The sequence below is a fragment of the Aureliella helgolandensis genome, assembly GCF_007752135.1.
GTDB lineage: Bacteria > Planctomycetota > Planctomycetia > Pirellulales > Pirellulaceae > Aureliella > Aureliella helgolandensis.
Genome location: NZ_CP036298.1, coordinates 6581340 through 6607476, shown reverse-complemented (window position 1 = coordinate 6607476; position 26137 = coordinate 6581340). Strand labels below are relative to the sequence as shown.

Below are 26137 nucleotides of genomic sequence, written 5' to 3'. Positions count from 1 at the left end.
TGGACGCCGACTGTGCGTTAGAGGCTGGCTCCCTTGGCCTGGTCGTGGCCGTGTCGGCGTCTGGACGTCCGATCCGGGGGAAGCCGGGTTTCACAGAATCCGCAGTTTATCCGCAAGCGCTCAATTTCCCGCTGTTTTAGTTTGTGCGGGGCAATTGCTCGGCCTGGCTGAGGGCGCCGAGCTCGGCCGCCTGGGCGATGGTTGGCCGCTTTTGCATCGCGGTTAGATTGCGTACGCAAAGGGCATTTGCGGCGCGCCTGGCTCTGGTGTTGGCCGAATATTCGGGGCCATTGGTCAGGCTCTGGCTGTGTAGGCGTCGCATGCCGACAACGTCGCTAGCCCAATGGCTGAGCATCCCCGCCAGGGATATTCGGTTGTCGAGGTCAAAATCCATCGAGCAGATTTCGTCCGCAAAACCGTTTAGCTGTTCGAACGCGCGGCGATTTATGGTCCGTACTGAGTTGACCGAACGGCCGCCGGGTACGTGGTGGAACCTTACGCCCGGGAGGATGGTTTCTTCATAGCGCCGCCGGTCGATCAAGTGCGGGGTTTGTTCGTCGGTAAAGTTTCGCATTGCGCCGGAAGTCTGGGCGTATTCGCTGCCAAGTAGCGTGGCTAGCTGCTTGGAAAGCCGGTCGGGCGTGCTGATGTCGTCGGCGTCTTGAATCGCTAGAAAATCGCTTTCGGCTTCGTGGCGGGCGATGCTGTTGGCTATGCGATACGGTCCCATTCGTCGGGGTGTGCGGTATAGTCTCACCTCGGGTTGCGTCTGTGCTATGCGTAGCACCTCCGCGGGAATGTCGCATTGATCGGCGATTACGTGGATAATTGGGAAGACTCGGCGCTGTGCGAGAATCGACTCGATCGCCTCCGCTGCGAATAGGGCGTCGCCGGCATGGAACGGGATTACAACGTCGACGGGTTCGGCTAGTGCTCGGCCGGTGGCCTGGTCGTACGTTGGAAGCTCGGCCGCGGCGCTCGATGTTGAGCGGTATAGCCGGCGGGCTTCGGTATAGGTGAAGATTGCGCGGCCTAGCTTTTGGTTGACCCAGTTGTGCGCGTCGACTCCCCACATAAACAGCGTCTTTTCCGTGCGTGTGTCGGGCGGGTTCCGTTGCATGTAGCGCCGAAAGTCGGCCTTGCAAGTCGGGCAACCGTTGTATGCTTCGAGCCATCGCAGCACCCAGGCCAGGCTGTTTCCTCGGTATCGGTGCAACTTGCCCCAATAGCTCGAGCTGGCTTTGTTCGTGCTGCCATCGGCTAGCCTGTTGGTCCGTGTTCCGCAGTGGCAAACCAGCGGGAGGACGTTTGAGCGGACAACGTGTCCGCATCCGTCGCATTTAATCAAAACCGACTCCTACGGTAAATAATGGCGTTGGGTCTCGTAGGCATTCCCACCAGTCGATCTCTCCCGATTCGCCGCCTATTTCCTCCGGTTCGGTGTAGATTGGGTCGGGCGGGTAGTAGAGCGATGCGCCCATCTCCCTGGAGATAAATGCGGCGGGTGCGTCGGTGATGTCATTGCAGGGGAGCGTGGCGTCTAGGCGGTAGGTGTCCGTTCGGTAGACTTCTTGGACTGGTCCCTTCATCGTTAGCGATACTTTCACCTCGACGAATGGACGGTCGGGTTGGTGGAGCTCCTGGGCGTTTGATAGCCGGACTACGATTTTCGCGGCCGTGATTCCCCACCATTGCCAGCCGGGAGGCGCGAAGAATTCATGCTCTCCGCAAATTGGGCCTATCGTTTTTGCGGTGAACGGTGCGCCCCAGCCTTCGGTATATTCCTTTTCGGTTTGCGGCTCAAAATGCCAGCCGGCGTTGCAAGCGTTCTTTTCGGTGATGTATCCGTAGGTTCGTTCAATGCCGAACGTGTCGTGGATAACTTCGCGGGTCTCTGGAATCAAAACCGCGCCGCTTGTGAGCGTGCCGGCCCATGCTGCGAATGAGTAGGTACCAGCAATAAGGCTGCAGCATCCGTCGCCATAGCCATAGCCTCGCAGCGACTCAAGGGAGAGGGACGTTGGAAGCTTTCCGCAGTGCCAGCATGGAAAGCAGTTACATTGGCAGGCGGTCGGCATGGCTTAGGACTCCGCGTATTCGAAGGGCGGTGTGGCGCATTCGGGCGCTACAACGAGCCACCAATCTTCCACCTTGACGGCTAGGCCCTTGTCTCCGATCACCTGAGCAAAGGCGGTATCTATGTAAGCGCGGATTTCTTGGCCTGGCGTGGTTTCTCCGCCGGGTATTTCGACGACCTGGCCTTCCGCCTCGTAATAGGCACCCTCGTTGGTCATTCCGGCCGTTAGGGTGTAGACTCCCCAGACAACTTCGCCGCCGGTGCCTCCAATCAACTGGGGACGGCGCAGCGGTTGCGTTCTCGCTCGCGATACCGTCTCGGGGTGGTTGGCGATTTGCGTTAGGCGCTCGGCGGTGGTTTTCGAGTGTCCGTAGGTCGACGGCTCCATCGGCTTAGCTTTCGAGCTCCAAGAGTCTCGCGCGCATCTCCAGGTCTGCATCGTCGGCGGCGCGTAGTTGCTTGTCGCGTTCGCGTAGGAGCTCGGCGCGCATCGGGTCGGCGTCGCCGGCTTGTGGTGCCTGGCCATCGGATCGGGTCGAACGGCCGGCGGCGGTCGCTTCGTAGGCTGGCCATGTGACGGGGCCAACGTCGAAGAGGTCAAGGTCGTGGACGTTGCGGATGTACAGCCATTGCCCCTCGTCGGTCTTCACTTCCTCCCAGACCACTTTCCGCGTGATGAATGCAAAGCTGGAGCCAGTAACGTCTCCGCGGTCTAATTTGGATCCAACTCGCTGGTGGTCGGGGTCGTTGGGGTCGGCGTCGATTTCGTACGCTAGCCCCTGCTCTGTCAACGCGAGACGACAAGTTCCGGCGCTTACTCGGCCGAGAATCGCGGCCGGGTCGTGGTTGTACAACGCGCGGGCGTCGTGCTGTTCTTTGATTGCTCGGTCGAATGCGCCCGGGTGGATGCGTTCGACCATATCAGACCACAGCCAGTATTCCGTGCCGGGGTCGTCTTCTCGGTAGTAGACGGCCGCTAGACCTTTGATTGGTGCGGGGGTGCCGTCGGCTCGCTTTTCGCGTTTCACTCCGGCTAGGCTGCTGCGCAGTTGTCGAACTTCGGCCTGGGCGTTGCTTCGTTGGTGCATTGTTGGTCCTTTTGGGTCTGGGATACTCCGCGGGATAATCCGCGGCGCTATTTGGTCAACTCTCCGAGCTGCTCGAGCTGGCTTTCAATATCTAGCTCGAGCACTTCGCAGGCGGGGCCGATCATTTCGCGAATGGTTGGTTCTTCATCGGTCCAGATTGCCGCGCGTGCCTCGGGCGTCTTGGCTCGTTGTAGCTTGATGCCCAGGCGGTTGTTGGCTCGGTCGATCGCTCCGCGGGCTAGTTTCTCGGCGGCGGCCTGGCGTGCGTCCTCTTCGGTCGGCTTGCCGTCGATCGGTTCTAGGTTGAGCGGTCGGTAGTGGATGTCGCCGCCTTCGTACGGGTTGAGGTTCTCCCAGTCGCGCGTCTCGTTGGGGCTCCATCGGCCGTGCTGAATCCCCGTGTTTGCAATGTCGCTTCGTGTCTTGGCGTCCGCCCACATTAGCGCGTTGATGTTGTAGTCCAGGAAGACTTCGTCGGCGTCGATTTCCTCCGGCGTGCGTAGCTTCGCGTTGGCTTCGCATCGTAAGCCGATCAGCCAGTGGCTGAGCGTTCCGTCGTGGTAGTCGCGGATTGCCATTTCGTCGGCGTTGTAGCTCGTGGCACCTTCAACCGATAGCCGGCCGGCTTTCAAGTTGAACATGCGGGCCACCTGGCGGGCGTCTTGTTCCTCCGATTCGGTTAGTTGGGCTTTCTGTGGATCCACCTGTGTGGAGAACCACTTGTAGCCGTCGCGAAGGACTAGCGTTTTGAAGGCGTTGTCGGTGTTCGAAAACTTCTCTTTGATCGCGCCTTGTAACTTGGTTACGGTCGTAGGCTTGGCGCCGGGTGGAACCGCGAGCACTCCGCCGGCCATCATACCGTTGGCAAAAAATTTGCTCTTGAACTTCGATTTTGCCAATGCCTGGCCGAATGTTTCACGGAATAGGCCGACCAGGTCCTCTCCGTGCAACCCGTCCAGGCTGAGGCCTTCGATATGGAAGACTTCGTCGGCTTCCAACGATACAAGCCGCCCGGCAACTTCGGTCATGAACCGCAGCTTCCCCCGGTGTCGGTACGGCGTTGTTCGGTCGGGCAAAAGGTTATAAAGTCCTAGCACTTCGCCGCGGCCGTTCTTGTCGATCCATGCGTAGCCATTGTTCCAAAGTAGCGCCGATACCATCAACCGGCGCCAAAACTTGAACGCGTTCACCTCTTCGTTTGGGCGTCCTACTAGGTTCACATATCGGAACGCGTGGTGCTTGCGGTCCAGCGTTCGGCCTCCGCTGGCAAGTCGCCGCCAGGTCCCCATGGGGAGCTTGGCAACGTCGCCCGATATCATCGAGACCGCTTGATAAACGGCCGGAATTGATAGGGCGGAACGCTTGGTCACTTTCTCGCCGGCATTGGTGCCGACGGTTGAGAAGTCTAGCGCCGCGAGCGTCTCGGCGTTGATAGGGTTGGCGGGATTTTCTAGCGAATCGCTCGCGCGAGTGTCGGCGCTCGACGTGTCCGCCATGACAATCATTTGGTTCGCTAGTTGGTGTAGGTCTGCCATCCTTGGCCCTTGGTTTAGTGTTTAGATCACTTCGACGTCGTTGTCGTCGTAGAAGTCGGCCTCGTCTTCAAGTCCGCTCACCGCATCGCGTAGGCTCATTAGCATCGCTTGGGGGCCGTCCACTTTGCGGTAGTCGCCGTGCTTCTGTTTAATTAGCCGCTTGTCTTGGTTGGCGTTGGTCTTGGCGTGGGCGTTGCCGATCTGCCATGTTAAGACCGGGTTTCCGTCGTGGCGGATTTCGTGGCCGATGATCTGCCGTTCTACTTCGCGGATCACTGGGCCATATTCCATAATGGTCTGGGGGAACTCCCACCGGACGGCGCCCGTCTCGGCTTCGAGTCGCTGGGTCATCCACTCCGCTTGGAATAGCGAATCGTAGAAGAATTTCCCAATGCCCCACTTGCCGACGATTTCGACCAGGTCGTCGAAAATCACGTTGTAGTCGATCACGTCGCCGGGGGTTAGTTTTACGTGTCCTTGCTCCGCCCATTGGCGATAGGGGACGCGTTTAGCCTGGCGTTCGGCTTCTCGCTCCGGCAGCCAGAAATGCGGGATAATCGCCAGCGTTTGGTCTGCGCGTCGGATCGAAACCACGGCCGCGTTTGTGTCGCGTACGCTTGCGAAGTCGAGCCCCAGCCATGCTGAGAGCTCGCCGCGTGCCTGTTCTGCGAGCTCGTCGCGGTCGAATGCCTCGTAGCAGTCAATGCGGCGCTGTTTGGCCTTGCGGGCTGTTGCTCCTGAATCCCAATCCTCGATTCCTCGCGGGCAGGCTTCGTCTAGCCAGGCGTTTTCGGCGGTCAACCAAATATTGAGGCGTAGGCGCAACCAGGCCGGCCACTGGCTCGGCTCCTGTTTGGCCGCTTCGTAGTCTTGGCGGAAGGTGGAAAGCTTTAGCGGGTGGTCCTTGGTGGTTCCTAGGCTCGGGTTAGCTTTCCGCCAGGTCTTTTCGTCGTGTGGGTCGTCGTCTTTGTCGGCCGCCCAAATTTGCCCCAGGTGCGTTTCGTCGATCTGTCGGCCGGCATTGACTGCCTTGGTTTTCTCGTGAACTGTCCGGCATGCGCTTTGCATATCGGAACCCGCGGTGGTGATTGCCGCGAATACTCCCTCGGGCTGGCTGGCGAGCATCCACTTCAAGGCGTTGTAAAATTCAAAACCTTTCCAGCGGTGGAACTCGTCCGCTAGGCAGTGGCCGTTCACTCCGTCCGCGCTGTCAGGGTCAGCCGCTACGACGTTCCACGAATTGTCCCCGTACTCGATCGAATAGAACCCTTCGAGCTTGCGGATATTCGCCTCGCTGCTGAGCTCGGGATTGTTCCGCACTTGTCTCACCGCGTGCATTAGGCAGCGTTCCGCCTGTTTGCGTGTTGTCGCGGCTAGGTATAGGTTGATCTGTCGGTCCCATGAGTCACCAAATAGTAAGTAGTTGCCGAGTAGCGATAGGAGCGGCGTTTTGCCGGATTTCTTGGGAACTTCCAAGTACAAATAACGGAATCGGCGGACGGCATAGCCCCACTCGGGCGAATGCTTCTGCCATCCGAATAGCCGGCTCGTTGCGGTCGCTTGCCAATCGAGCAGGCGGAACGGTTTTCCCTTCCAGGGGCCTTCGGTTAGCGTGCCGTAGGCGTCGGCGAATTCGAGCCAGTGGTCCGCGCGGTGCTGATCGAAGTAGCAACCCGCAAGGATGGCGCGTTCGTCGGCCTCTTCGCCTTCGCCTTGGCGGATGTACTTGTACCATCCCTCGCGTTTCGCCTTGCCGATTGCGTCTAGCAACTTGGTCGTTTTGCGGCGTGGCGTTCTGGTTGGTTTCCGAGCTGCTGGGCGTCGTGCCACGGTATAGCCTGCGGGTTAGTACACTGGGAAGTAGCCCGCGGCCACCTCCACTAGTCCGCCGTCGGTGATGTCGAGCAAATGCCAACGGAGCGTTCGGCGTTTGGCCGTTGCGGCTCCGTTGACGGTGACGGTTACGTTGGGCGATTCTCGCGCGATTGAACCGTTTTCAAGCGTGGCGACATTGGCGCCGCGATAGTCCTTGATGATTAGCCGGAGGGTTGAATCGTCCAGGTCAATGGGGTCGCCGTCGGCGTCCTTTACTGGGATTGTGACGGCTCCATCGTGGCCAATATCCAATTGGATCGACTGGTGGGGGCCGCGGAGAATCACGGCGCCGCTTGTGTTGTTCTCGGTCTCGCGTCCGAAGTTAAGCCCGATAAAGCTTGGCATCGTTTATTCCTCTTTGTAGCCGCCTAGTTGCTCGGTGGCGGGGTTGGTAAGGTCGGCGCCGGTTGGTGTTAGGGCTGTTTTTTCGGGGATGATCTCGGTCGTAGTTCCGCGTCGGTAGGTCTTGAGCTTGAGCACTCCCCCGTCGGTCTGGAGCACTTGATCGGCGGCGGCAATGTCGGCGGCCGTTCCTGCATCGGCCAACGCTTTCGCGATAACTTCGTCCGACTTCATCGCGGCGACGATGTCGGCGATTAGCGGCTCGTTGTCGAGTTGCTCGGTACCGATCGTGGCGAAGGTGGCAGGGCTAGAAAACGCGCGGCTTAGCGTGTCAGTGTAGGCCTTGGGCAGCGTTCGTTCGAATATGCCAACCATGCTGAGCGTTCCGTTTAGCGGGTAGGTTGTGCCGCTTGGTTTTTCTTGGCCGATCGTGTGATATTGAGCTACGGCCGTCGACATACTCGCGCTGGCTCCTGCGTCGGTCTTTTCGGTTTCTCCGACTCGGTTTTTTATGCGGCGGGCTGTGTCGAAGCGGTCGAACTCTCCATATAGGAGGACGGGTTCGTTCTGCGGTACGGCAACGTCTGAGGTGACCGAAATAGCGCCGGAGGATAGGATCGCAAAGAATTGGAATTTGCTGGTGGCCGTCGTGATTCGCGTAATAATTCCGCCTTGGCCGGCGCTGTTGTTGCTGAGGATCGATTGTTGTAGCGGTGCGCTCGGGTGCGTTTTCCAATTGACGACTGCAACCATGGCAACGCGGAATGAATTTTCGACGGCCGGGCTTATTAGCATCTTGCTACTAATGTCTGAGCCAACGGGGCCGAATTTAATCCCGCCGAACGTCTCGTCGGTGTCCTCCTGGGTATTTAGAACCGTTAGCGCTTTGCTGCCACCGGCCGCAAAGTTGGTTCGGTTGGCGCGGTTGTCTGCTAGTCTGAGGGAGCCAACGTATAGGTTTAGCGCTCCCATTCCGGCGGCCACCTCTTGGGGCGACTGCAGCTTGTCTTCGTTCTGATCGGTGTAGTAGACTCGAAGCACTCGGTCGGTTACTCCGTCGAGCTCCAAGCGCACGAGAATGCCACTGGCAGGCCTGGCGGGGTACTGCATCATTGCGAGGGTAAAATCTTCGTAGCCTTCGTACCGGCCGGCCCCCATCCAAAATAGATAAGGCTCCACCCCTGCCACTCGGCCGTGTGCGAAGTTGGGGCGGAAGTTGTGCGCTGTGCTTCCGGAGGTGATTTCCTGGAGCTTTGCCCATGTGGAGCCTGTGCGCTTCCAAATTTCGATTTCGCGAATTCCGGCCACCTCGCGGGCGACCGCTATTTTGCTTGCGTCGAGCGGGTCGAACACTGCTACGCCTGGGTAGGAAACGGACGGCGAATAGTGCGATACGATTGGGCCGCCTTCGTCCATCACTTTGACACTCGACCAGGTTTCGGTGTCGGCGTCGTAGGTCGCGTGGTAGAGGTCGTGGTTTCGTTCGTCGTGGTTTGGGTAGACGTAATAAAGGGCGTGGACGACTCCTTCGGCGTCCTGTGTGATGTCTCCCACCCATCGCGAATCGTTGCCGGCGTCGGTGGCGATAATGCTGGAGGCTCCGTAGTCGGTGTGGACGATTGGGAGCGTTAGCGCGTCGCCGTTCATTTCCGCCCACCCGCTCCCGCTGTTGTACTGAAGCGCGTAGATTGGCCGGTTGCCGGTCAAATCGAGTGCAACCCCTGCCGATTCGTTGGCAATAAAGGAGTTGACGTTGTTTTCCTTCTTCGTGCAGACGATTAGGAATTTATCAACGCCATTCGTCCAGAATCGTGGGTAGCATTGGAAGGTTCCGTGGTCGATAAAATCGACTTGCGCGGACCAGGTGGCGCCGTCGTCGGTCGACGTAACGTAGTACCAGGCGTCGGCGCCTTTGTGGCGGCCGAAAAGGTAGATTTTATTTTCGCCGCTTAGCCTCCATAGCTGCGAATAGGATAGGATTCCCTCCACCGTGGGCGTGATTGAATACTCCGCATCCCATGCGCTGCCGTCGTTGGGGTTGGTGGAAACTCGGAACTTTACCGTGTTCCTTTCGTTGTGCTCGCAGTAGGCCACCAAATAGCGGCCGTCGGATCGAATGCAGATTGACGGGTTGTTGTGGTCGTCGCCTTCTAGGTCGGTCGTACTTAGGAGGATATCCTGTTGGGTCTTGGTGTCGTGGTTGTAGACGGAAATGTGCCGCGCCCCTTGTTGGTTCACCCATCCGGTGAGCGTGTTGTTTCCAACGGGGTCGTAGACTGCAACGGGCTGAGTAAACCAGGTCCAGCCGCCGTTCGATCCGCAAATGTGGCCCTTCGGAATCAAGCAGGCAGGGACGGGGGTTTCTCCGTCGTCCTCGGTGACGTATACGTTCCGGCCGGTGGGGAAGACGGCCGCTTGTAGTTGGGCGTCGGTGCTTAGGTCGATCGGGAAGATACCAGAGCACTTGCCAGCCTGAATGCTTGCCGGAATGGTAACTCGCTTAAATCTGCGGCTCATCTATGCGTTCCCTTGGTCGTTTTCGTATTTCTTTTGAGCGAATTTTGAGATTGCGGAAGCGGTGCGGGCTTTAACTCCGCCATGCTTTCCGAGCTGGGCTAGGGCGTTGGGGGTCAATCCGAATTTTGACCATAGCTTTTGCAACGTGGCGGCGGCTTTGTCGCGCTGCCTGAGCTGCGGGGTTTCCTGTTCGTAGCCGCTGGCGGTTATGAACGTCATTCGTGACGGGTCCGCCTCCAACCACTGGCTGAGAGTACGGTACTCTTGCCAAGTCTCGCAGAGAACGCGGAAGGTCTCCGTGTGTAGTGGTGTGAGAATGCCGAGCTCGACAAGCTGGGGCGCTAGGCTGCGCCAATAGTTCGCCGCGTATGCTCCGAGGTCGCTTGGCGGTTCGGGTACTTCCGCGAGTGGCTCGCTTTTGGCTTCTGTCTTCGGCTTACGGCCGCGTCTTGCTTTGGCCATGGTTTATAGTCCGCTAGCGGTCTTCTGATCGTGGCAACGCTTGCAGAGTGGTTGCCAATTGGAGCGGCGCCAAAATAGCACTTCGTCGCCCCTGTGCGGTTGGATGTGGTCGACCACTGTAGCGGCGATAATTCGGCCGCGTTTCTCGCATTGCCGGCAGGCTGGGTTCTCGGCTAGGTAGCGGCGGCGGGCGGCTCGCCAACGTCGATCATATCCGCGTTGCGTAGCGTTGGGCCGCCCGGCCGCTAACCTGTTCGCGGGATTGCTCCCGCGTTGCTTGCGACGGTCTAGTCGCTTGGCTCGTTCTGCCATTACTCCGGCTTCGGTCGAATTCCGGTGGCCGTCTCGAGCAAGCCTTCAAGTTTTCGCCAGAATTGGAAATAATCCAAAATCGGGTTGAGTAGGTCGGACATCACACAATAGCGAATTGCAAACGGGCTGCGATGATGTTCGGCGTGGTGCTTGGGGCTCTGAAGGATCCCCGTTTCTTGGATCGCAGCAATTAGCGGCGATACCTTCCCCTTGTTGTGCGCCCAGGCGTGAATCTCGTTCGCCTGAGAAACGAATACAAACACAAGGGCGATTGGGTGCCACAATGAGCAGGCAAACGCTACGGCCGCGGGTAAGATTGTCGTCCAGTTTCGTTTCCAATAGCTTTGGAATAGAAACGCGGTTGGCTGTTCGTGGTGTAGCGAGTTGGGCTTGGCTATGTACTTGCCGACAATTGGCCAAGTCTCTTCAAAATAGCGGTCTTCCAGCCAATGCCAGAATCCCGCGAGTAGGTCGGCGGCTAGATAGCTGGCGACAATCCAGCCGAGTAGATAGAACACTGGTCGAGCTCCGTCTCGTGGTGTGGCGGTGGGCTTAGATTGGGACTTTGTTTTTCAAGTACAGGTAAGCCAGTCCCGCGAGAACGGCGCCGAAGAACGTAAAGGCGATAGCCGTCTTGATGCTTTGGCCTATCTTCTTCACTGGGCCATCGGGTCGAATTGGTAGCACTTTGCCGTCGTCGTTTGGCTTTCGATTCAACAGGCCGCAATCGTCTGAGTCTTCCGGCGCGTCTGGGCCATGCTCGATAATCGAGTCGATCACGTCGCCGTCGGTTGCTCCGTCGGCGTCTGAGCTTGCCGGGACGTTGTTCGGGTGCAATGGGCTTGCCGGATTTAGCGGGTTAAGCGGGTTTAGGGGGCTGGCTGGGTTCGCTGCGTCGAGTAGGTCGAAGCTCGCCACCGCGAGAAGCTCGCCATTAAGGCCGCAGGGTACTTGGCTGACGGTTGCCACTTCTTGGGCGTATGCTGGCAGAACGTCGAAAGCCTTGGGCATTGCTCCGCGCATCGCGGACAATAGAAACGGGGTCGACTGTCCTAGCCCCTCGCCACCGCCTCCCCATGTGAGCAGGCCGACAACGCGCGGGCCGTCGTCGGTGTGGTCGATCACACTGGAGCCACTCCGGCCTCCGATCGCTTCCGGTAGCCATCGCAAAACCTGGCCTTCGGATCGCGTCAAGCTGAGCACTTGCATGCTAGGCCATTCGCAGCGGGGGCAACCGTAGGTCGTGACCGGTGCGCCGGCCTTTGGGTATCGGTCGGCTAGTGGGATCGGTTCAACTTCGGCCGCGAACGTGGAATTGCATTTGAGGAGGGCAAAATCAACCGACAAGCCGCGGCCGTAGCCGGCGGCGATAATCGCGCCGTTTCCCTTTTCACTGGTTCCGTCTGGGTTCCACCGCTGGAGACTTACAACCCGGCCACGTTGCGTGCCGGCTACGTGTGCATTGGTCAACACTAGGGCATTGCCAAGCGAATCACGGCCGACAACGGTTCCTGATCCGCAGACCCCCGAAACTGTCACGCGTACGGTAGCCGAGATAATCCTGGCCATTCGATCGCCTGCCGCGGCTTCGGTTGGTCCGCTGGCGCCGGTGATGTCGACGGGCTCCCATAGCTTCTCCAGAATCAACTCGTGCTGTGAGCATGGGACGTCGACCAAGCTACGGCTGGGGCCGGCTGGGTTGATGTAGGCGGGTTGGCTTGGGAGCTCTGCTTGTGCCTGGGCTCGTGCCTGGGCTCGTGCCTGGCATTCGGGTCCGGTGCATACGTTCGCTGCTTGCGTTGGCTTTGCTAGTCTCTTGAACAATTGGGCCTCGGCTGGGGCCGGGAAGCTAAACAGCGCAAGAGCTGCCAGCGCAACGAGCATCGGTCGCATTTGTGGAATCCTTCACAATGGGAAAGTTTGTTAGGCCGTCGCGGCCAGGGCGTTTTGGCGATAGCTTCGGGCCTCGCATAGCAGGCAATTTTCGCCGCTGTAGCGTTGCCGGCATTTGCTGCAACGTCGAGCGGTTGGCCTCGCGGCGTGGCTGTGAACGCTTCCTGGAGAGACTCCAAGGTCGTCTGCTATTTGGCGCAGCGTTTTACCCTCTCGGCGCAGTTCGCGTATGCGTCGGCTCGTTTCGCAGGTCAACCGGGGTTTAATCCGCCGCCTGGCATCCGTGCCATATCGAGCGATCCATCGCTGCGCGGTGGTTTTTGAAATACCGATTTTCGCGCCTGCTGTTTCGAGCGTCGCGCCGCTAGCTAGTAACTTTACTAGGCGTGGCAAATTGCGTGGCACTGGTGCGTCTTTCGTGGCGTCCGACTCTATCGACGGTAGAAGCTCGCAGTTTACGCCGTAGCGCTCAATTTCCCGTTGTTTGGTTCAAAAATTTGATTTTGGCTAGGTCAATAGGCTACTCCGATCGACTGGCAGGCTTTGCGTATTTGTTCTTCGCTGAGTCCGCGGCTACGTGCCTGGCGGATAATTTCGCGGCGCCTTCGCTCGGCGTCGATTTGGTCGCGTGTCAACGCGTCGCCGCGTCCACTTGTGACTGGTTTCGGGCGTTCCGCTGGGTCAGGCTCGGGCGTGCTTTGCCCGGTTAGCCAACGGTATAGCCAACCCACGGTTGGAGCTTTTCCGGCGTATCCTGGACGGGTCCGCGTTCGGTAGGTCTCCCCTAGTTCGTGGGCTTGATCGGGTGTTAGACCGCGGTTCCTTGCCGCTGCAGCAGCTTGTCGCGCTCCGGTCTCACTCAATCCCAACTCAATCAACTCACTCACCACCACTTCCCAGGTTCTCACGTCCGTTTGGGGTTCGGCTCGTTGGTCAGGCTCTGGAGTGGTGGTGGTTTTCTTTTGTGGTTTTCCTTTGTGGTATTCATCGGACATAGTGTCCGATTGGTCGGTCAGAATGTCCGATTGCTCCCCCACAATGTCCGATTGCTCGGCGGGAATGTCCGATTGGTTTCGGGCACTCCCGCGGGTCAATGTTCGGGTTTGCTTCTCGCGCAAAATCGCTTCCCAGGCGGCGCGGCGTGCTGGTTGCAAGAGCTGAAGCTCGGTCCACACAATCCGGTAGTGATTGGTTCCGCTTCGGCCTTTCTTGGGCTCCACAATCAACAGGCTGAGCGACTGGAGCGCTTCGCTTGCTCGCTGGATAGTCTTTTCGCTTAGCTTGGTTTTCTCCGCTATCTTCGCTTGCGATGGCCACGCGACCGGATTTTTTCCCAGGTGGTCGTTAATCGCGTTGAGAACGGCCACCATTGCCGCGGCCGATACTGAGCTCCCGTCGTAGGCTCTCCCCTTCGGAAAATCGGCTTCGGTGATCCATTCGCGGCGTTCTGCCCAGGTCCAGTCGAACGTCTCTTGCATCCCTGCGGGCTCCTTTCTTTAGAATAGGGTTGGTTGTGCGTTGGTCTTGGCGTCGCGTCGTGGTGCCGGCTCGGGCGATAGCTTTAGCCATCCTGAGCGGTCCCATACGACGACCGGCTTTCCGGTTGGCGACTTGTTCGGCATGACAGCAAGTCCCCAGGGGCTATTGGGTCTTACTTCGTGCGGCGGTAGGAAACGGCCGACGGTTAGCACTCGTGCGCGTCCTGAGCGTTCAACCTCGGCCACTAGGGCGGCGGCTTGTTCGAATGTCATAGGGCGACCGCCTCGTAAAATGTAGACGGTAGCGGGACATTGCGAACTAGTCGCAAGAGTCGCCGAGCTTTCGCGAGCTCCTCGCGGTAGGCCAGGAGGTTTCGCCGCTGTTTGTCTTGAATCTTGGCGGCAAATGGCTTGCGGTAGAATTCGTCGAGCGAGTCAAATTTCGTCAGGAGGGTTTGAGCGGCTTTCGGTCCAATGTCGACACAACCGGGGATTCCGTCCGACTTGTCGCCGGTCAAGGCTCGAAAGTCTACCCACTGATGCGGATGGACTCCGAATTTCGTTTTTAGTTGCTTGGCCGTTAAAACGTCATAGCTGAGCGTCAACGATGTGGGCCGCCGGACTGCCGTAGCTTGTGAGACTAGGCCGGCCACCAGGCATTGGTGGAGGTCCTTGTCGTTGGAGTAGATTAGCGCCTGCTCTCCTTCGTCGACGGCCGCGGCTGCAACGGTGGCGGCTATGTCGTCGGCTTCGAAGCCTTCGCACTCGTAGCTCTCATACCCGATTGCCGCGGTTCCGGCTTTCACTTCATCCAGGCCGGCTTGGAAGCCGGCGGGCTTTTCGCCTCGGCCGGCTTTGTATCCGGCGAATAGTTCGTGGCGGAAGCTCGGCGAATCCCAACAAATAACCGCGCGGGTCGCTTGCATGTTGGCGCGAACATCGCGCAAGCGCCGGAGCGTGGCGTGGGCCGCTCCGGCCGCGTTGACGAACGCGTCGCGGGCGTAGCAATTGTTTCCGTCTACTATTAACCAGGTCACTTGCTCGGCTCCTCTGGGGTGTTTATTCCGATTCGATCCACGTTAGGTCGTCCGCCGTCGTTTCTTCGATCGCGGGTAGGCATTTCGCGCAGACTGTCGCGCGGTGTCCGAAGTTTTGCCAAGGGGCGACTAGCTGAACACCTTTCACAAGGTGGTCGGCTGGTTGCTCGTGGCAGACTTCGCATAGGGCGTCGGTTTGGATTTCGAAGGCTCGCATTGTGCGTACGCTCCACGGTCAACGGTCAAAATGACGTTTCAAACTGAGTAGGTATGAAGTTTGGTTAAACTTCATACGTGCGGGATTAGTCGCTCTAATGCCGCGGTTATGGTGGCTCGTCGCTTTGGTGTCTGGAGTGGCGGCGGTTGGAATGCGGCGCTCGGCTCCTCGGTCCGATCCGCTGGCCTGCGGCTCGGGTGCGCGGAGCGGATAGCCGCCCGTTTTCTACTCGGTGTAGAGTTTCAATGCGAGCTGCGCCGCGTCTTGCTTGCGTATGTAGACTTCGGTCGTGTTTAGATTTCGATGCCCCAGCAGGGCCTGAACGGCGCGAACATCGAGGTTTGCGTCTTTCTTCACGGCTCGCATTGCTTCCTGGCAGGCTGTGTCCCTGAAGCAATGCGACGAGCACTTGAAACCAAACAGCTCGCCAAGTGGTCCGGCCGTGTCTCGGTTGAACACGTCGCAATTCATCCGGCCGCCGGTGGCGCTCGGAAGTAGGTATTTGCTCGCGTGCATTGCGGCGTAGTATTTTTTCCAACGGCCGTTTACGGGAGGGCCGGTGTCGGCGGCTTCGGCTGCAAGTCTCCGAAACCAGGCCGTCGTGCATTCGATTAGCTCGGCTTGTATCTGGATCGTGTGAACCGCTCCGCGTTTCGATCGTCGTATCTCGATCGTTTCGCCGTTGACATCCGTCAACAGCGCCGAGGCTAGTTCGTTGAATCGTCCTGCCATGGCTGTAAGCCATAGGATGGTCAAGCCGTGCCGCCTGGCGATTAGTGAACCTGAGCCCCATTTGTCGAGGAATGCTTCCGTCTCCGGCGCGTCGTGGTAGAAGTGACCGGACCAGGCCAAGTCCCAGGCGGCTAGGTAGAAGCGGCGGCGCATCGCTTCCGGTATCGGCCGCGTTGCCTTGCGCGTTCGTTTTGGTTTGTCCATGGTTCATCGTGGCTCCTATGCTCTCGTAATCCATAGTTCGCCGATTTGGCTGTTGGCCTGTGTTCGGCTGAACCGCTCCTCGATCCGCCATTCTCGATAGAGTTCGCGGATTAGCGGGGCGTCTCCGTAGCGGATTAGGACGGCCGCTTTTCGGAATCTCGCCAACGCGTCGGCTAGGTCGACGTGGTCTTCTAGTGCAAAGCTGTGCATATAGTTGTTGCCGGCTCCAACCCATGGCGGGTCGCAGTAGATACCGCAGGCAGCGGTGTCCTTAACTTTTCGCAGTAGATCGCGGAAGCACACCGATTCGAATTCGCAGCGTCTGAACTGCTGCGCCCATGTGTTCAGATCGGCCGCAACTGAAACTAGGCGGCTCGCGTTGTTCCCGCCTGTGGCCTCGCGTCTGACTGAGGGGAGGCTCGGCGGCGATTTCGTACCGCCTTTGCCTTTACGTGGTAGCCAACAGCATGCCCAGTACGCCCAAGCATGAAATGCGCAACCGTAGTCCCTGGTCGATGGAGTGTTAAAAAACTGCATCGCTTTAGCCGCGAGCTCCAATTCCTCGGGATGGCTGAGCGTCGTAGCGCATCGTTCGGCGAGCTCTAGCTTTGCGGCTTCGCCGTGTCGGCCGGCTGCTACGCGGTAGAAGTTCATCGCGTGCGCGTTTAGATCGTTGGCGACAATTCCGCGGGCGGTAAGGTGGGGTAGGATCGACAGGCCACCGGCAAACGCGATGGTGATGTGTCGGCATCCGTTGAGCTTGGCCGCGAGCTCGGCGGCGACTTCGCTATCGCTTCCGAAATAGGAAAGGGCGGATTTTGTGCGCAGTTTCTTCGATTCCGTTCGCATGGTCTCACTCTTGGTGCTCTGATCCCCGGCGCCACGATTGGCGCCGGGGGCCTACGGCTAGGCGTCCAGGCCGGTTGGCATGGCGCCTAGTAAGAATAGGCCGGTCGGGATTCGAACCCGCATCGCTAGTTGGGAGTTTAGGGGGCGACGTGTGGCGGATACGGCCTTGCGGCTTATTCCACGCCTCCCCGCCTAGTGCTCTACCGTTGAGCTACCGGCCCAAATTTTCAACTTGTAAAAACAACCCGGCGCCCAACTTGGGCGCCGGGTCTCTCATAGCGGGGCCTGTCCTACCAGGGCTTATGCCTTAGTCGGCGGTCTCCCCTGGCTCTACCGCTCCGCACACCTAGGACGCGTGACAACGTCACGCAAAGGCCCCTTTCCGGTAGTTTCTTAAGCCGGCACAACTTCGCCGCGTTTCTTGTTGATGTCGCCGCCGGCTCGCTTGATCGCTTGGAAAACTTCCTTGCGGTGTACTGCCGTCGTCCTGGGTGCTTTTATGCCGAGTCGCACTCGGTCGCCTCGCACCTCCACTATGACAATTTCGATTTGTTCGCCTATCACGATCGACTCGTCTAGGTTTCTGGACAAAACTAGCATCTACAAAACTCCGTTTCTGAGTGGTTAAGTGGGATCAATCTTTCGTGGTCAACTCGGGCACAATCTCGGGTGGCAACGCTCCGTAAAGCTTCCAATAGGTTTGGCAGTCCAGGCAGGTCTGGCACTGGGTTAAGTTCGAAAAGCTTAGGAGCGCTCGAAAATTTGGGATAAACGGGTTCAAAAGAAAGTAGCCGCGGCTGTCGCAATCGGGGCACCCTCGCAGCTTCACAATCTGCTGGCCTGGATTCAATGGCTTGCCATCCTTCGCGCGGCCGCGTCTGATCTTGGTCGCCTCCATCGTTAAAGCTCCGACGGCTTCACGTTGGTATATTCGTAGGATTCGAAAGCCTCGTCGCGTTTCGCAAGGAGTTCGAGGTCGCTTTCTAGGTGGGCTTGATCGTCCCACCATCCTTCCACCCAATGGCTCATTCGGCGGCGGCGGTGAACGCGTACCCACGCGTGGAACGGTGAGACTTTGACGGCCGAAAGATCGACGGCGCCAGCTACTCCCGCTAGCCTGAGCATTGGCCGGCCGTTGATCGCAAAGGCGCCGCCTATGGTCGTTGTTCGGACTGGCACTTCGCCAAATTGGTAGATGATCCGCGTTCCGTCGGGGTGGCTGTTGTTCCACTGCTCGATCGCGTCTAGGGCGGTTGCTTCGCTGGTGGTGGTTAGCATCGGCCGAGCTCCCCTTCGGTGTCGATGCGGGCGACAATGGCCCACCATCGTTCGCAGGTAGCGCACCATGTCTCGCCGAGCTGGCGGATTTCTCCGCAAACGTGCCCGATCTCCGCGATTTGTTCGGGGGTAAGCCAGCGTCCTTCGGTTTCGCCTCGCAGGAGGGCGTAGGCTCGGACGATTGGCAGTGAAGAAAGTGGGACGGTTCCCAATGGCTCGATTGTTTCGGCCGCTTGCATGGCTGGATTCCCTTGCTTAGGCGTTGTTCGGCTCGCTGAACAACGCGGCAGGGGTGCCTGGCTCAAACCAGACCAGACGTCCCCCCGCCGCGAATCCAGCGAAGTAAACGCGCCCAACTATCCTGCGGTACAGCAACGCGAATAGGTGGGCGCTTGGTCGTCCAGTCTGATGATTGCTCGCAAGATTGCCGCGGAAGTATCCGACCGCGGCACGAGCACGACTCGCAAAAGTTAGAGGCTCGGCGGGCGTTCATTGACTGAACGTCGCCGAATATAGAGAATGCTCACTATTGCTGCAATAGTGAGAATGCGCAATATTTGCGATATTTTAGAATTCGGATTTTACAGCTACTGGTAGTAGCTCATGGATGTTTGTTTCTAAGGCGGCGGCAACTCGGTAGATTTGGTTGAGGCCTGGCTCATATCGCCCGCGCTCGATCGAAGCGTATGTAGATTGGGTCAATCCGAGACGTTCCGCCATTTCAACTTGGGTCAATCCAAGCTCTTGCCGACGTGCTTTGACACGTTCGCAAAAATCGCTGTGTTCTTCGGTTTTTTCCATTTCGATCATGCTCCCAATGGTATCAACGTTCTGGCCGTTGTCGAGTTCGCTGCCTTTCGGCTTCCATGGTTGCGCGAAGCAAGGCAATGATTCCACATTGAAACCATTGCCCTTGCAATCATTTGCACCCGAACTAGGGTGGTTAAGTAGGGCTGACAGGAATCGAACCTGCACACCTTGCGGTACTAGAACCTAAATCTAGCGCGTCTGCCAGTTCCGCCACAGCCCCGTTTTGTGCCTTTATACAATTCTACGGCACCCTCCGCCAGTCCAGTTCACGTCGGGATAACGTGGGAAGGCGTTGGTTGTGTTCGTGGTAGCGCTCTTGAAGGACCGCTACCACTTTTCGTCGCTCGCTCCCATCTAGGGCGGGAGTCCGTATCGCTGTGCTGCTGTTAGGCAGCGGTGGGGACGACCCATACCTTGAGATCGCATTCGATCTCTTGGTGCAGGTGAACTTTGACCGTGTACAAGCCGAGTTCCTTGAGCGGGCCTTGCAGGCGGATCTGGTCGTCGGTGACGACGATTTGATTGGCCTTGAGAGCCGCAGCAATTTCAGGTGCTCCGACGCTACCGTACAGGTGACCTTCGTCGTTGGCGTTGGCTTCGATGGTGATCGATTGCTGAGCAATCTTATCGGCCAAGCCTTGGAGGCCACTGAGGCGCTTCTTCTCGATTTCTTTGAGCTTCGCCTTGTGCTTCTCGACCATCCGCTTGTGGTGTTCGGTAGCGATAATGGCTAGGCCTTGAGGTAGCAGGAAGTTGTTGGCGTGTCCGGCACGGACCTCAACAACCTCTCCTTGCTTGCCAACATGATCCACATTTTGGATCAGCAGCAACTCGATGCCGCCATTGGCCCCTTTGGGCAGTCGCTTGAATTGTTCGCGTCGTGCTCGTGTTTTTGCGGCAACCATCATTCAACTCGCTTGGCTTACGTTCTCAAATTGTTTACTGAATGTCACTACAGCCTCGTGAGGGAGGCGCTGGTTCAAACTGCGGCCTTGTGGGCGACCATCCTTAAAACGGGATTTCGTCGCCACCAATTCCACCGTGATGATCGGGTTCCGGGGGGGCTGAGGCGCTGGATTGCGAGTAGCTCGTTGCCTCGGGTCTGGGAGTGCTTCTGGCACTACCACCGCCGCTGTTGGCATTGTTGCTACTTCCTCCGGAGCCGTCTCTTCCACCGAGGAGTTGCATGCGGTCGCATACCACTCGGAGCTTGTAATTTTTCTGTCCGTCTTTTTCCCAGGTATCGAGCTTGAGGCGTCCTTCGATGAACACCGGCGAGCCCTTGCTGAGGTATTCCGAGGCGACTTCAGCAGTGCGACCCCAGAAGGTGATGTCGACAAACGTGGTTTCGTCGATCCATTCTCCATTCTGGCCTTTGCGACGATCGTTGACCGCCAGTCCTACTTCGGTTACGGGCGTTCCAGCCGGGGTATATCGCAATTCGATATCCCGCGTCAAGTTACCCATCAAAATGACTCGATTGTAACTAGCCATCGTCTCCGCTCCTGGTTGAATTCGCTCGTAATACAGGTCGCGTTCAGGGGGAGGAGGACGCGGCACAACTGGTGGGTTGTGGCGAGCTCGACTGAACCGCAACGACATTGAACCTGCTCAAGTTGCCAGTCAGTCCAATCGCCTCATTGTCGCTGAACATCGCAAGTTGTGCAAATTCTCCGGTAAGCAAATTATCGGGTGCACCGAATCGCATCAAGCACCCGGGTGAACCCCTGCAGGAGAATTACGGGAAACTAGTTCGCTTCTTCGTTTCCGGCGCCAGCGGCAACGGCTTCTTCCTCTCCAGGTTGTTCTTCGGTGACTTGGTTGACGCCGGTGGCGTGCGCAACCAGGGCATCGACCAAGCGTGGGTCGACCTTGGTGACCAAGAATCGCAAAATATTGTCATTGAGTTGGCAAGTCCGGTTGAATTCGACCAACTTGCTGCTGTCGATGTTGAAGTAGGTGATCCAGTAGGTGCCTTTGTTGTGGCCTTCGATTGGATACGCCAGCTTGCGTTCTTCCCACAGTCGACTGGCGAGGATTTCGCCACCGAGATCTTCGATCGCTTTCTGAGCGGTCGCTGCCACTCCACCTGGATCGCGGTTGTATTTGTTGCTGTCGAAAATAAAGAAGCAGTCGTAGCAGTTAGTAGCCAAGTCCCAGACTCCCGATCGGTTTTGTTCTAAATGTGTGGTTGATTGAGGCCGTGTAATACGTGCCCAGTGGTGGGTGTGTGACCTAGCTAAGGCAGGTCGCTATTTCGATTTGCAATCAATTGACTTGATTCATGCAGTACGCGATATCGTGTATGCACCAATCTCGCACCGCATCAGCGGCCGCTTGCACAGCTTGACTGATGACTGGGGTTTCGTCGGAGCTAAAACGTCCGAGGACGTAGTCCGACACATCCCAGCGTGGTGGTGGTCGATCAATTCCAATTCTCAACCTGGGGACGTTCTGATTGCCCGCCACCCGCAGGATGTCGTTCAGTCCTTTTTGGCCGCCTCCAGAGCCCTTGAGCCGAATTCGAAGTTTACCGGTGGGCAAACTCAGATCGTCGCAGACGACCAGCAATTCGTGCTCAAGGTCTATTTTATAAAAATCGGCCGTCGCGCGTACGCAACGTCCGCTGTTGTTCATGTAGGTCAAAGGCCAGACCAGGATCAAGTTGGTGGGTCCAACGGTGATGCTAGTGTACTGTCCTTCAAATTTAGTGCGAGGAGCGGGAGCAAAGTATTGTTGGCTTAGTCGATTTAGGACTTCGAATCCAACATTGTGCCGCGTCCGGTCGTACTTGGCCCCGGGGTTACCGAGGCCGACCACCATCTTCTGGGTTGGAGCACTTGCACTCACAAGGCCGCCCTCCACGGAAGACTAGTTGGCATCTTCTTGTTTGTCTGCTTGTCCGATGACTTCGGGTTCATCCGCTGCATCCGCGTCTTCGGTAGCACCGGCAGGTTTCACGATGTGAACGACCAGTTCACCACCGTCGGTCACCAGCGATGCGCCAGCTGGAATCTCAATTTCACTCGCGTGAATGGCTTCGCCGAGATTGAGCTTGGCAATGTTGACTTGCAGATCCTCAGGTACAGCGGAAGCTGGGCAGAGGATGGTCAGCTCGTGCAATACGTGTCCTAGGATTCCACCCTGCGATGTGCCGGGGGCTTCACCGTGCAGGTGCAGTGGTAGGGTGACCTCGACCGACTCACCCTTGGAGACGCGGGTGAAGTCGACGTGCAGGACTTCCATGCCGAACGCATCCCACTGAACATCTCGCAGCAAGGCGGTGTCCGAGATGTCACCGGTGAGGGCCAAAATTTTGGTCCCATGCTTGATCACGTTCCCAATGGCATCGTGGCGCACTGCCAAATTGACATTGGCTTCGCCGTGGCCGTATAGGTTAGCGGGGACATAGCCGGTGGCACGCAATTTATTGCAAGCTGCCGTGCCGACTTGTTCACGCTTCTTAACTTCGATCGTTTCACTACTCATATTTCACCAGTATGTGTTTCACCAGTACATCGTGTGTGGCCAATGAAGGAATTGGCCTGCGTCTATAAACTATTGGCGTAGGTACGCCCGTTGATATCAGGAGTTTGTCATTAATCGGTTCGTCGGTCTCAAACGCGAAGGGCGAGCGAGACCGTGTTTTCCACGAATTTCATAAGGACAAAATTGAAGCGGAGCTAGTCGGCAAGCGTCCACTGCGCACTTTCAGCAATCCTCGCGGCCGATGCGAACGGGCAAGTATCTCAAAAGCTAACGTTCTTTCAAGAGCAACCTGCGAATTGCAAGCCCAATGGTGAAGATTTGATGCTGTTTGAGGGGCGATAGCCCTTTTGGCGGGCCGCTGCTCGCGTGATTTGGTGCCAATCCCCCCCCATTTGTCAGATTCTGGCGGGTTGGGGGACTGTGCTGCTAACCGCGACTCGGTGGATTTCTCGCTTGGGACCGCAATCTACTAGATGTCGGACCTCACCCACCTGCCCCTCCGGCCTAATTGGGCGGAACCGGAAATTAACGCCTCGGGGGAATTTGCGGGGGCGACGGCCCTCGAAGCCTGCATTTTTCCCCGCTGTTACCGCTTGCCCCTGTTGCTCGGCTCAAGTAATTTGCGAGCCTTCGGAATCTAATCTCGGCGACAACCTTGGTTTTCCAAGGGGAGTGATGTTGGGAAGTGGCCGTCGGGGTGGCTCGATTGGGCTGAGATAGACGCACATTTTACTGATACGATTTACACGCTATGGTTAAGAAAAAGACCGATCTTCAATATATCGAACCCATCGGTGGGCGAGTGCTGGTGCTCAAGGATGAGCCCAAGAGGGAGACTAAGGGAGGTATTGCACTGCCCGACGCGGCAGAGATACCGACCATCACCGGGCGGATCGTCACCGTGTCTCGCTTGGTCGCGCATGATGAAGATGTGCCGCTTCGCAATTACGACAAGGTGCTATTTCATCCCAAGAATGCGATTCCCGTCGATTTCGAACCAGATAATCAGTTGTTCGTAGTCCCGGTCGAGGATATTGTGGCCGTGTTCCGCAAGGATAAACCCGAAGAATTCTAGAGGCGTGAATCCGCCGTCTCGCTCTTTACCTAGCGGGAAAGTTTCTTATGTCGCGCTAAAGTGGCGGAGTTGCGCCCCCAGCGATCGTGGTTGGGACTCGCACGGCAGTTGGCGGCAAGAGATTGGCGATCTCGGAGCGATGGTCACGCCATCGGTCTCACTGTGGCAGTGGCTGCTCTCGCCTTGTTTACGGAACGTCGCTTTAGACGCGATCCCAATTTTGCAGCGGTAGTGCCTCTAGCCGCCCTGTAGCGGCGACCATCTTCTATCCTGGCTCACGCGGGCTGTTGATTTAATCGCAATTTGAATTTTAATGCGGAGGTAGCATCCTTAAGTTGCCCTGTAGCGGAGGTTATCTTTCCTTGCTCAAGCGGCGGGTTGCAATTTCATGGAGTCGTTGTGCGGCGGGTGCAATTGCAACGAGCACGCGCGGGATGGGGTGCGGTTTCAACGAGTCGTTGTGCGGCGGGTGGGTTTACGTGTTGGGTGGGCGAAACATTTCGCTGATCGACTTGTGGTGGTGGATGCGACGGATGGCCTCGGCTAGCAGAGGGGCGACTGATACGACCTGGATGGCACTCAGCTTCTTCTCGGGAGAAAGTGGGATGGTGTCGCAGATGCAGAGTGACTTGATGGGAGCTTGGCGGATTTTCTCGATGGCGTCTCCGCACAGCACTCCGTGAGTGGCGGCCAAGTGGATTTCTTTGGCTCCGGCTTCATGGACCAACTTGGCTGCCCCGCAAATCGAACCTGCTGTGCTGATCATGTCATCGAACATGATGCAGATTTTGCCTTCAACGGGACTGCCAATGATATTTTTCTGCGTGGTTTCCAGGGCGTTATCGCGTCGCTTGTCCACGATGGCCAGGCGTCCTCCGAGCCGTTTGGAGTGTCCGATCGCGCGTTTAATGCTTCCCTCATCAGGGCTGACGACGATCAGGTCCTCGGGCGGGTGCCCCATGGCTTCGAAATAGTCGTTGAGGACGGGGGCGGCGTAGAGGTGGTCAACCGGGACGTCAAAGAAGCCTTGGATCTGAGGGGCATGCAGGTCCATGGTGAGGACTCGGTCGGCGCCCGCGCGGGCAATCATGTTAGCCACGAGCTTGGCGGTAATGGGGACGCGTCCCTCGTCTTTGCGATCCTGCCTCGCGTAGCCGAAGTAGGGAATGACGGCGGTGACCCGCGCCGCGCTGGCCCGCTTGCAGCTGTCGATCATGATCAGCAATTCCATCAGCGTGTCGTTTACCGGCGGGCTGGTGGGCTGGATCAGGAAGACATCGCGGCCTCGGACGTCGTCGTCAATCTTGCAGAAATTCTCCCCATCGGGGAATTTTCCGAGCGAGACGGAGCCCAGGTTGAGGTGCAGCGATCTGCAGATGTCACGCGCCAGCTGAGGATTGGCTCTGCCACTCAGTATTTTTAATTCACGCATGCCAGACTCGTGGATGGGGCTCAGTAGAACCGTCAAGGGGACGCTCTTTGCCAGGAAATGGGGGAAATCAAGAAAGGTAGAAGCTAGCTGGCTGGGTAACCCATGGCTCGCATTTGGGCCTCGACCAAGCCAAGTTCCTCAATTGTATTAATACTGAGGGATTCGCAAGGCTTGAGGACGGGAGCCGCGTCAACTTTGCGGCCATCTCGCAATAAGATCTCGGGGCAGTCGGTGAGATAGAACTCTCCCTGGGAGTTGGAGTTGTCAAGTTGTGACAGCGCCCAGAGTAGTGCTTGGGAGTCGAAGAGGTAGGTGCTCATGTTCACCTCCCTGGTTTCCCTTTCGGCTTCAGTAGCGTCCTTGTGTTCGACGATCCGTTCGAATTTGCCGTTCGCGTCCCTGAGGATCCGTCCGAGTCCGGTAGGGTTGTCTTTGATGAGCGTCCCGAGTAGGCAAGAGTAGCCACCCTCGTGGAATTTCTCGAGTAGGCTGCGAATGGAGTCGGTTTGAATCATCGGCGAGTCGCCGGCGACTACTAGCACGGGGCCTTGGTGTGCGGCGAGTTGCTCGCGGCACATTTCCACGGCGTGCCCTGTCCCCTTCTGTTCGGCTTGCAAGGCGAACGTGACTCCGGGACGCGAGGCGAGTTCCGCTTCAACGGAGTCGGCTCGGTAGCCGACGACCACGATGTTTTTCTTGATTCCAGCTGCCTGCAAGGCGTCGATGACCCAGTGGATCATGGGGCGTTCGAGGGCTGGGAACAGCACTTTAGGGAGCTCGCTTTGCATGCGAGTCCCGCGCCCAGCGGCAAGAATTACAGCAATGGGCTCGTTGGAGGGCATGTTGAATACTCGTTTGTGGGGGGAACGCGTGACGAATCGAGCTGGAGCAGGCGCCAGCAGGAATGGAGGTGCTATCTTGCCAAACCCGGCTGCGGATTACCAGTCCGGCTATCGAGTGCGGGTGAAGTCCCCATCATAGGTTATCGAGCTATTTAGAGTAGCCGTGCGTCCATTTAGAGTGTTGGAAGCTGAGGAATGGCCGATATACTGAGAGGATGTCCACTGCGCGACATTGACCGGGCTGGGAATCAATACTAACTTTAGTAGTGCTGCCTACAGGCGAACTCGGCGGATGTCGTGTGCGTTACCCTGGAGAGTTCGGTTTTCTTGGGCGGGCAGTCCCCTTCCCCATTGCAATCCACAATTTCAGTTTAAGGTCACCAAATCGAGATGGGAACAGAACGAACCCGAGAGTTGCGTCGTCGTCGTCACCGCAAGAAAAAAGTTGCCAAGTTGACTCAACGAGTTGGTACGGGCAGCGCTGATAAGGCTGTCGTGGCTGAGAAGTTGCGAAAGCTAACGCCTGGCGCGAGCGTGCTCATTGCTCGACTTGGGCTGGAATAGAACGTTTCCCGGCAATTCTTCGGCATTGT

At 57.8% G+C, this 26137-nt stretch carries 32 protein-coding genes and 2 tRNA genes; 2 read left to right on the top strand and 32 right to left on the bottom strand.

Annotated features, from left to right (window positions below; translation table 11 throughout):
* Positions 1-136: 136 nt before the first annotated feature.
* The 30 genes from Q31a_RS23255 to Q31a_RS23115 form a co-directional block, all read right to left on the bottom strand.
* Positions 137-1348, bottom strand: a complete 1212-nt coding sequence (locus Q31a_RS23255) for an ERV1/ALR-related protein (RefSeq protein WP_145083081.1) — start codon at positions 1346-1348, stop codon at positions 137-139.
* Positions 1341-2078: a hypothetical protein gene (locus Q31a_RS23250; protein WP_145083078.1), complete on the bottom strand. Its 738-nt coding sequence runs from the start codon at positions 2076-2078 to the stop codon at positions 1341-1343. Before Q31a_RS23250 ends, Q31a_RS23255 begins: the two co-directional genes overlap by 8 nt.
* Before the next feature lie 3 nt (positions 2079-2081).
* Entirely contained in the window at positions 2082-2465 is a 384-nt protein-coding gene (locus tag Q31a_RS23245) for a hypothetical protein (protein ID WP_145083075.1), read from the bottom strand.
* A gap of 4 nt (positions 2466-2469) precedes the next feature.
* On the bottom strand, positions 2470-3165 hold the full coding sequence (locus tag Q31a_RS23240; protein ID WP_145083072.1) for an HK97 family phage prohead protease: 696 nt from the start codon (positions 3163-3165) through the stop codon (positions 2470-2472).
* Between the two features lie 47 nt (positions 3166-3212).
* Complete coding sequence (locus tag Q31a_RS23235; protein ID WP_145083069.1) at positions 3213-4700, bottom strand: phage portal protein; 1488 nt, start codon at positions 4698-4700, stop codon at positions 3213-3215.
* A gap of 21 nt (positions 4701-4721) precedes the next feature.
* Positions 4722-6530 (bottom strand): terminase TerL endonuclease subunit, encoded by a 1809-nt coding sequence (locus Q31a_RS23230; RefSeq protein WP_145083065.1) that lies wholly within the window; start codon positions 6528-6530, stop codon positions 4722-4724.
* Between the two features lie 15 nt (positions 6531-6545).
* Complete coding sequence (locus Q31a_RS23225) at positions 6546-6920, bottom strand: hypothetical protein (protein ID WP_145083062.1); 375 nt, start codon at positions 6918-6920, stop codon at positions 6546-6548.
* Between the two features lie 3 nt (positions 6921-6923).
* Positions 6924-9434 carry a BNR-4 repeat-containing protein gene (locus Q31a_RS23220; protein WP_145083059.1) on the bottom strand — a complete coding sequence of 837 codons (2511 nt, stop codon included), beginning with the start codon at positions 9432-9434 and terminating at the stop codon, positions 6924-6926.
* Positions 9435-9896: a phage terminase small subunit P27 family gene (locus Q31a_RS23215; RefSeq protein ID WP_145083056.1), complete on the bottom strand. Its 462-nt coding sequence runs from the start codon at positions 9894-9896 to the stop codon at positions 9435-9437. It lies immediately after the preceding gene.
* Between the two features lie 3 nt (positions 9897-9899).
* Positions 9900-10208 carry an HNH endonuclease signature motif containing protein gene (locus Q31a_RS23210; RefSeq protein ID WP_145083053.1) on the bottom strand — a complete coding sequence of 103 codons (309 nt, stop codon included), beginning with the start codon at positions 10206-10208 and terminating at the stop codon, positions 9900-9902.
* Complete coding sequence (locus Q31a_RS23205; protein ID WP_145083050.1) at positions 10208-10726, bottom strand: fatty acid desaturase CarF family protein; 519 nt, start codon at positions 10724-10726, stop codon at positions 10208-10210. Before Q31a_RS23205 ends, Q31a_RS23210 begins: the two co-directional genes overlap by 1 nt.
* 34 nt (positions 10727-10760) lie before the next feature.
* A complete protein-coding gene (locus tag Q31a_RS23200) occupies positions 10761-12101 on the bottom strand; it encodes a trypsin-like serine peptidase (protein WP_145083048.1) in 1341 nt (446 codons plus the stop codon).
* 30 nt (positions 12102-12131) lie between these two features.
* The gene (locus Q31a_RS31465; RefSeq protein ID WP_197355560.1) at positions 12132-12506 is read right to left on the bottom strand and encodes a helix-turn-helix domain-containing protein; all 375 of its coding nucleotides are present in this window, start codon (positions 12504-12506) and stop codon (positions 12132-12134) included.
* 107 nt (positions 12507-12613) lie between these two features.
* Positions 12614-13579, bottom strand: coding sequence for a helix-turn-helix domain-containing protein (locus Q31a_RS23190; RefSeq protein ID WP_145083045.1), 966 nt, complete (start codon positions 13577-13579; stop codon positions 12614-12616).
* 18 nt (positions 13580-13597) lie between these two features.
* Entirely contained in the window at positions 13598-13852 is a 255-nt protein-coding gene (locus Q31a_RS23185; RefSeq protein ID WP_145078037.1) for a hypothetical protein, read from the bottom strand.
* Entirely contained in the window at positions 13849-14616 is a 768-nt protein-coding gene (locus Q31a_RS23180) for a 5'-3' exonuclease (protein ID WP_145083042.1), read from the bottom strand. The genes Q31a_RS23185 and Q31a_RS23180 overlap by 4 nt, the downstream gene beginning before the upstream one ends.
* 22 nt (positions 14617-14638) lie before the next feature.
* Complete coding sequence (locus Q31a_RS23175; RefSeq protein WP_145083022.1) at positions 14639-14833, bottom strand: hypothetical protein; 195 nt, start codon at positions 14831-14833, stop codon at positions 14639-14641.
* Positions 14834-15058: 225 nt separating this feature from the next.
* Positions 15059-15769: a site-specific integrase gene (locus tag Q31a_RS23170; protein ID WP_145083020.1), complete on the bottom strand. Its 711-nt coding sequence runs from the start codon at positions 15767-15769 to the stop codon at positions 15059-15061.
* A 15-nt stretch (positions 15770-15784) separates the two neighbouring features.
* A complete protein-coding gene (locus tag Q31a_RS23165) occupies positions 15785-16618 on the bottom strand; it encodes a hypothetical protein (RefSeq protein WP_145083018.1) in 834 nt (277 codons plus the stop codon).
* A 96-nt stretch (positions 16619-16714) separates the two neighbouring features.
* Positions 16715-16839, bottom strand: a tRNA-OTHER gene (locus Q31a_RS30485).
* A gap of 172 nt (positions 16840-17011) precedes the next feature.
* Positions 17012-17218, bottom strand: a complete 207-nt coding sequence (csrA, locus tag Q31a_RS23160) for a carbon storage regulator CsrA (RefSeq protein WP_145083016.1) — start codon at positions 17216-17218, stop codon at positions 17012-17014.
* A 300-nt stretch (positions 17219-17518) separates the two neighbouring features.
* Positions 17519-17896: a hypothetical protein gene (locus Q31a_RS23155; protein WP_145083014.1), complete on the bottom strand. Its 378-nt coding sequence runs from the start codon at positions 17894-17896 to the stop codon at positions 17519-17521.
* The gene (locus Q31a_RS23150; protein WP_145083012.1) at positions 17890-18135 is read right to left on the bottom strand and encodes a hypothetical protein; all 246 of its coding nucleotides are present in this window, start codon (positions 18133-18135) and stop codon (positions 17890-17892) included. The genes Q31a_RS23155 and Q31a_RS23150 overlap by 7 nt, the downstream gene beginning before the upstream one ends.
* Positions 18136-18463: 328 nt before the next feature.
* Positions 18464-18697 carry a helix-turn-helix transcriptional regulator gene (locus Q31a_RS23145; protein WP_197355558.1) on the bottom strand — a complete coding sequence of 78 codons (234 nt, stop codon included), beginning with the start codon at positions 18695-18697 and terminating at the stop codon, positions 18464-18466.
* A gap of 147 nt (positions 18698-18844) precedes the next feature.
* A tRNA-Leu gene (locus Q31a_RS23140) sits at positions 18845-18926 on the bottom strand.
* Between the two features lie 166 nt (positions 18927-19092).
* A complete protein-coding gene (rplI, locus tag Q31a_RS23135; protein WP_145087571.1) occupies positions 19093-19611 on the bottom strand; it encodes a 50S ribosomal protein L9 in 519 nt (172 codons plus the stop codon).
* Positions 19612-19714: 103 nt separating this feature from the next.
* The gene (locus Q31a_RS23130) at positions 19715-20200 is read right to left on the bottom strand and encodes a single-stranded DNA-binding protein (RefSeq protein WP_145083008.1); all 486 of its coding nucleotides are present in this window, start codon (positions 20198-20200) and stop codon (positions 19715-19717) included.
* Positions 20201-20454: 254 nt separating this feature from the next.
* Positions 20455-20859 carry a 30S ribosomal protein S6 gene (gene rpsF / locus Q31a_RS23125; RefSeq protein WP_197355557.1) on the bottom strand — a complete coding sequence of 135 codons (405 nt, stop codon included), beginning with the start codon at positions 20857-20859 and terminating at the stop codon, positions 20455-20457.
* A gap of 115 nt (positions 20860-20974) precedes the next feature.
* A complete protein-coding gene (gene pth / locus Q31a_RS23120) occupies positions 20975-21556 on the bottom strand; it encodes an aminoacyl-tRNA hydrolase (protein ID WP_231690906.1) in 582 nt (193 codons plus the stop codon).
* Between the two features lie 21 nt (positions 21557-21577).
* A complete protein-coding gene (locus tag Q31a_RS23115) occupies positions 21578-22195 on the bottom strand; it encodes a 50S ribosomal protein L25 (RefSeq protein WP_145083003.1) in 618 nt (205 codons plus the stop codon).
* 751 nt (positions 22196-22946) lie between these two features.
* On the opposite strand from Q31a_RS23115, the gene Q31a_RS23110 reads away from it, so the two are divergent.
* Positions 22947-23270: a co-chaperone GroES gene (locus tag Q31a_RS23110; RefSeq protein ID WP_145083001.1), complete on the top strand. Its 324-nt coding sequence runs from the start codon at positions 22947-22949 to the stop codon at positions 23268-23270.
* Between the two features lie 475 nt (positions 23271-23745).
* On the opposite strand, the gene Q31a_RS23105 is transcribed toward Q31a_RS23110, so the two are convergent.
* Both Q31a_RS23105 and Q31a_RS23100 read right to left on the bottom strand, forming a co-directional pair.
* The gene (locus Q31a_RS23105; protein WP_145087567.1) at positions 23746-24702 is read right to left on the bottom strand and encodes a ribose-phosphate diphosphokinase; all 957 of its coding nucleotides are present in this window, start codon (positions 24700-24702) and stop codon (positions 23746-23748) included.
* Between the two features lie 83 nt (positions 24703-24785).
* Positions 24786-25544 carry a sugar phosphate nucleotidyltransferase gene (locus Q31a_RS23100; RefSeq protein ID WP_145082999.1) on the bottom strand — a complete coding sequence of 253 codons (759 nt, stop codon included), beginning with the start codon at positions 25542-25544 and terminating at the stop codon, positions 24786-24788.
* 390 nt (positions 25545-25934) lie between these two features.
* Between Q31a_RS23100 and Q31a_RS30480 the strand changes: the two genes are divergently transcribed.
* Entirely contained in the window at positions 25935-26108 is a 174-nt protein-coding gene (locus Q31a_RS30480; RefSeq protein ID WP_197355555.1) for a DUF6800 family protein, read from the top strand.
* The last annotated feature ends 29 nt before the right edge of the window (positions 26109-26137 follow it).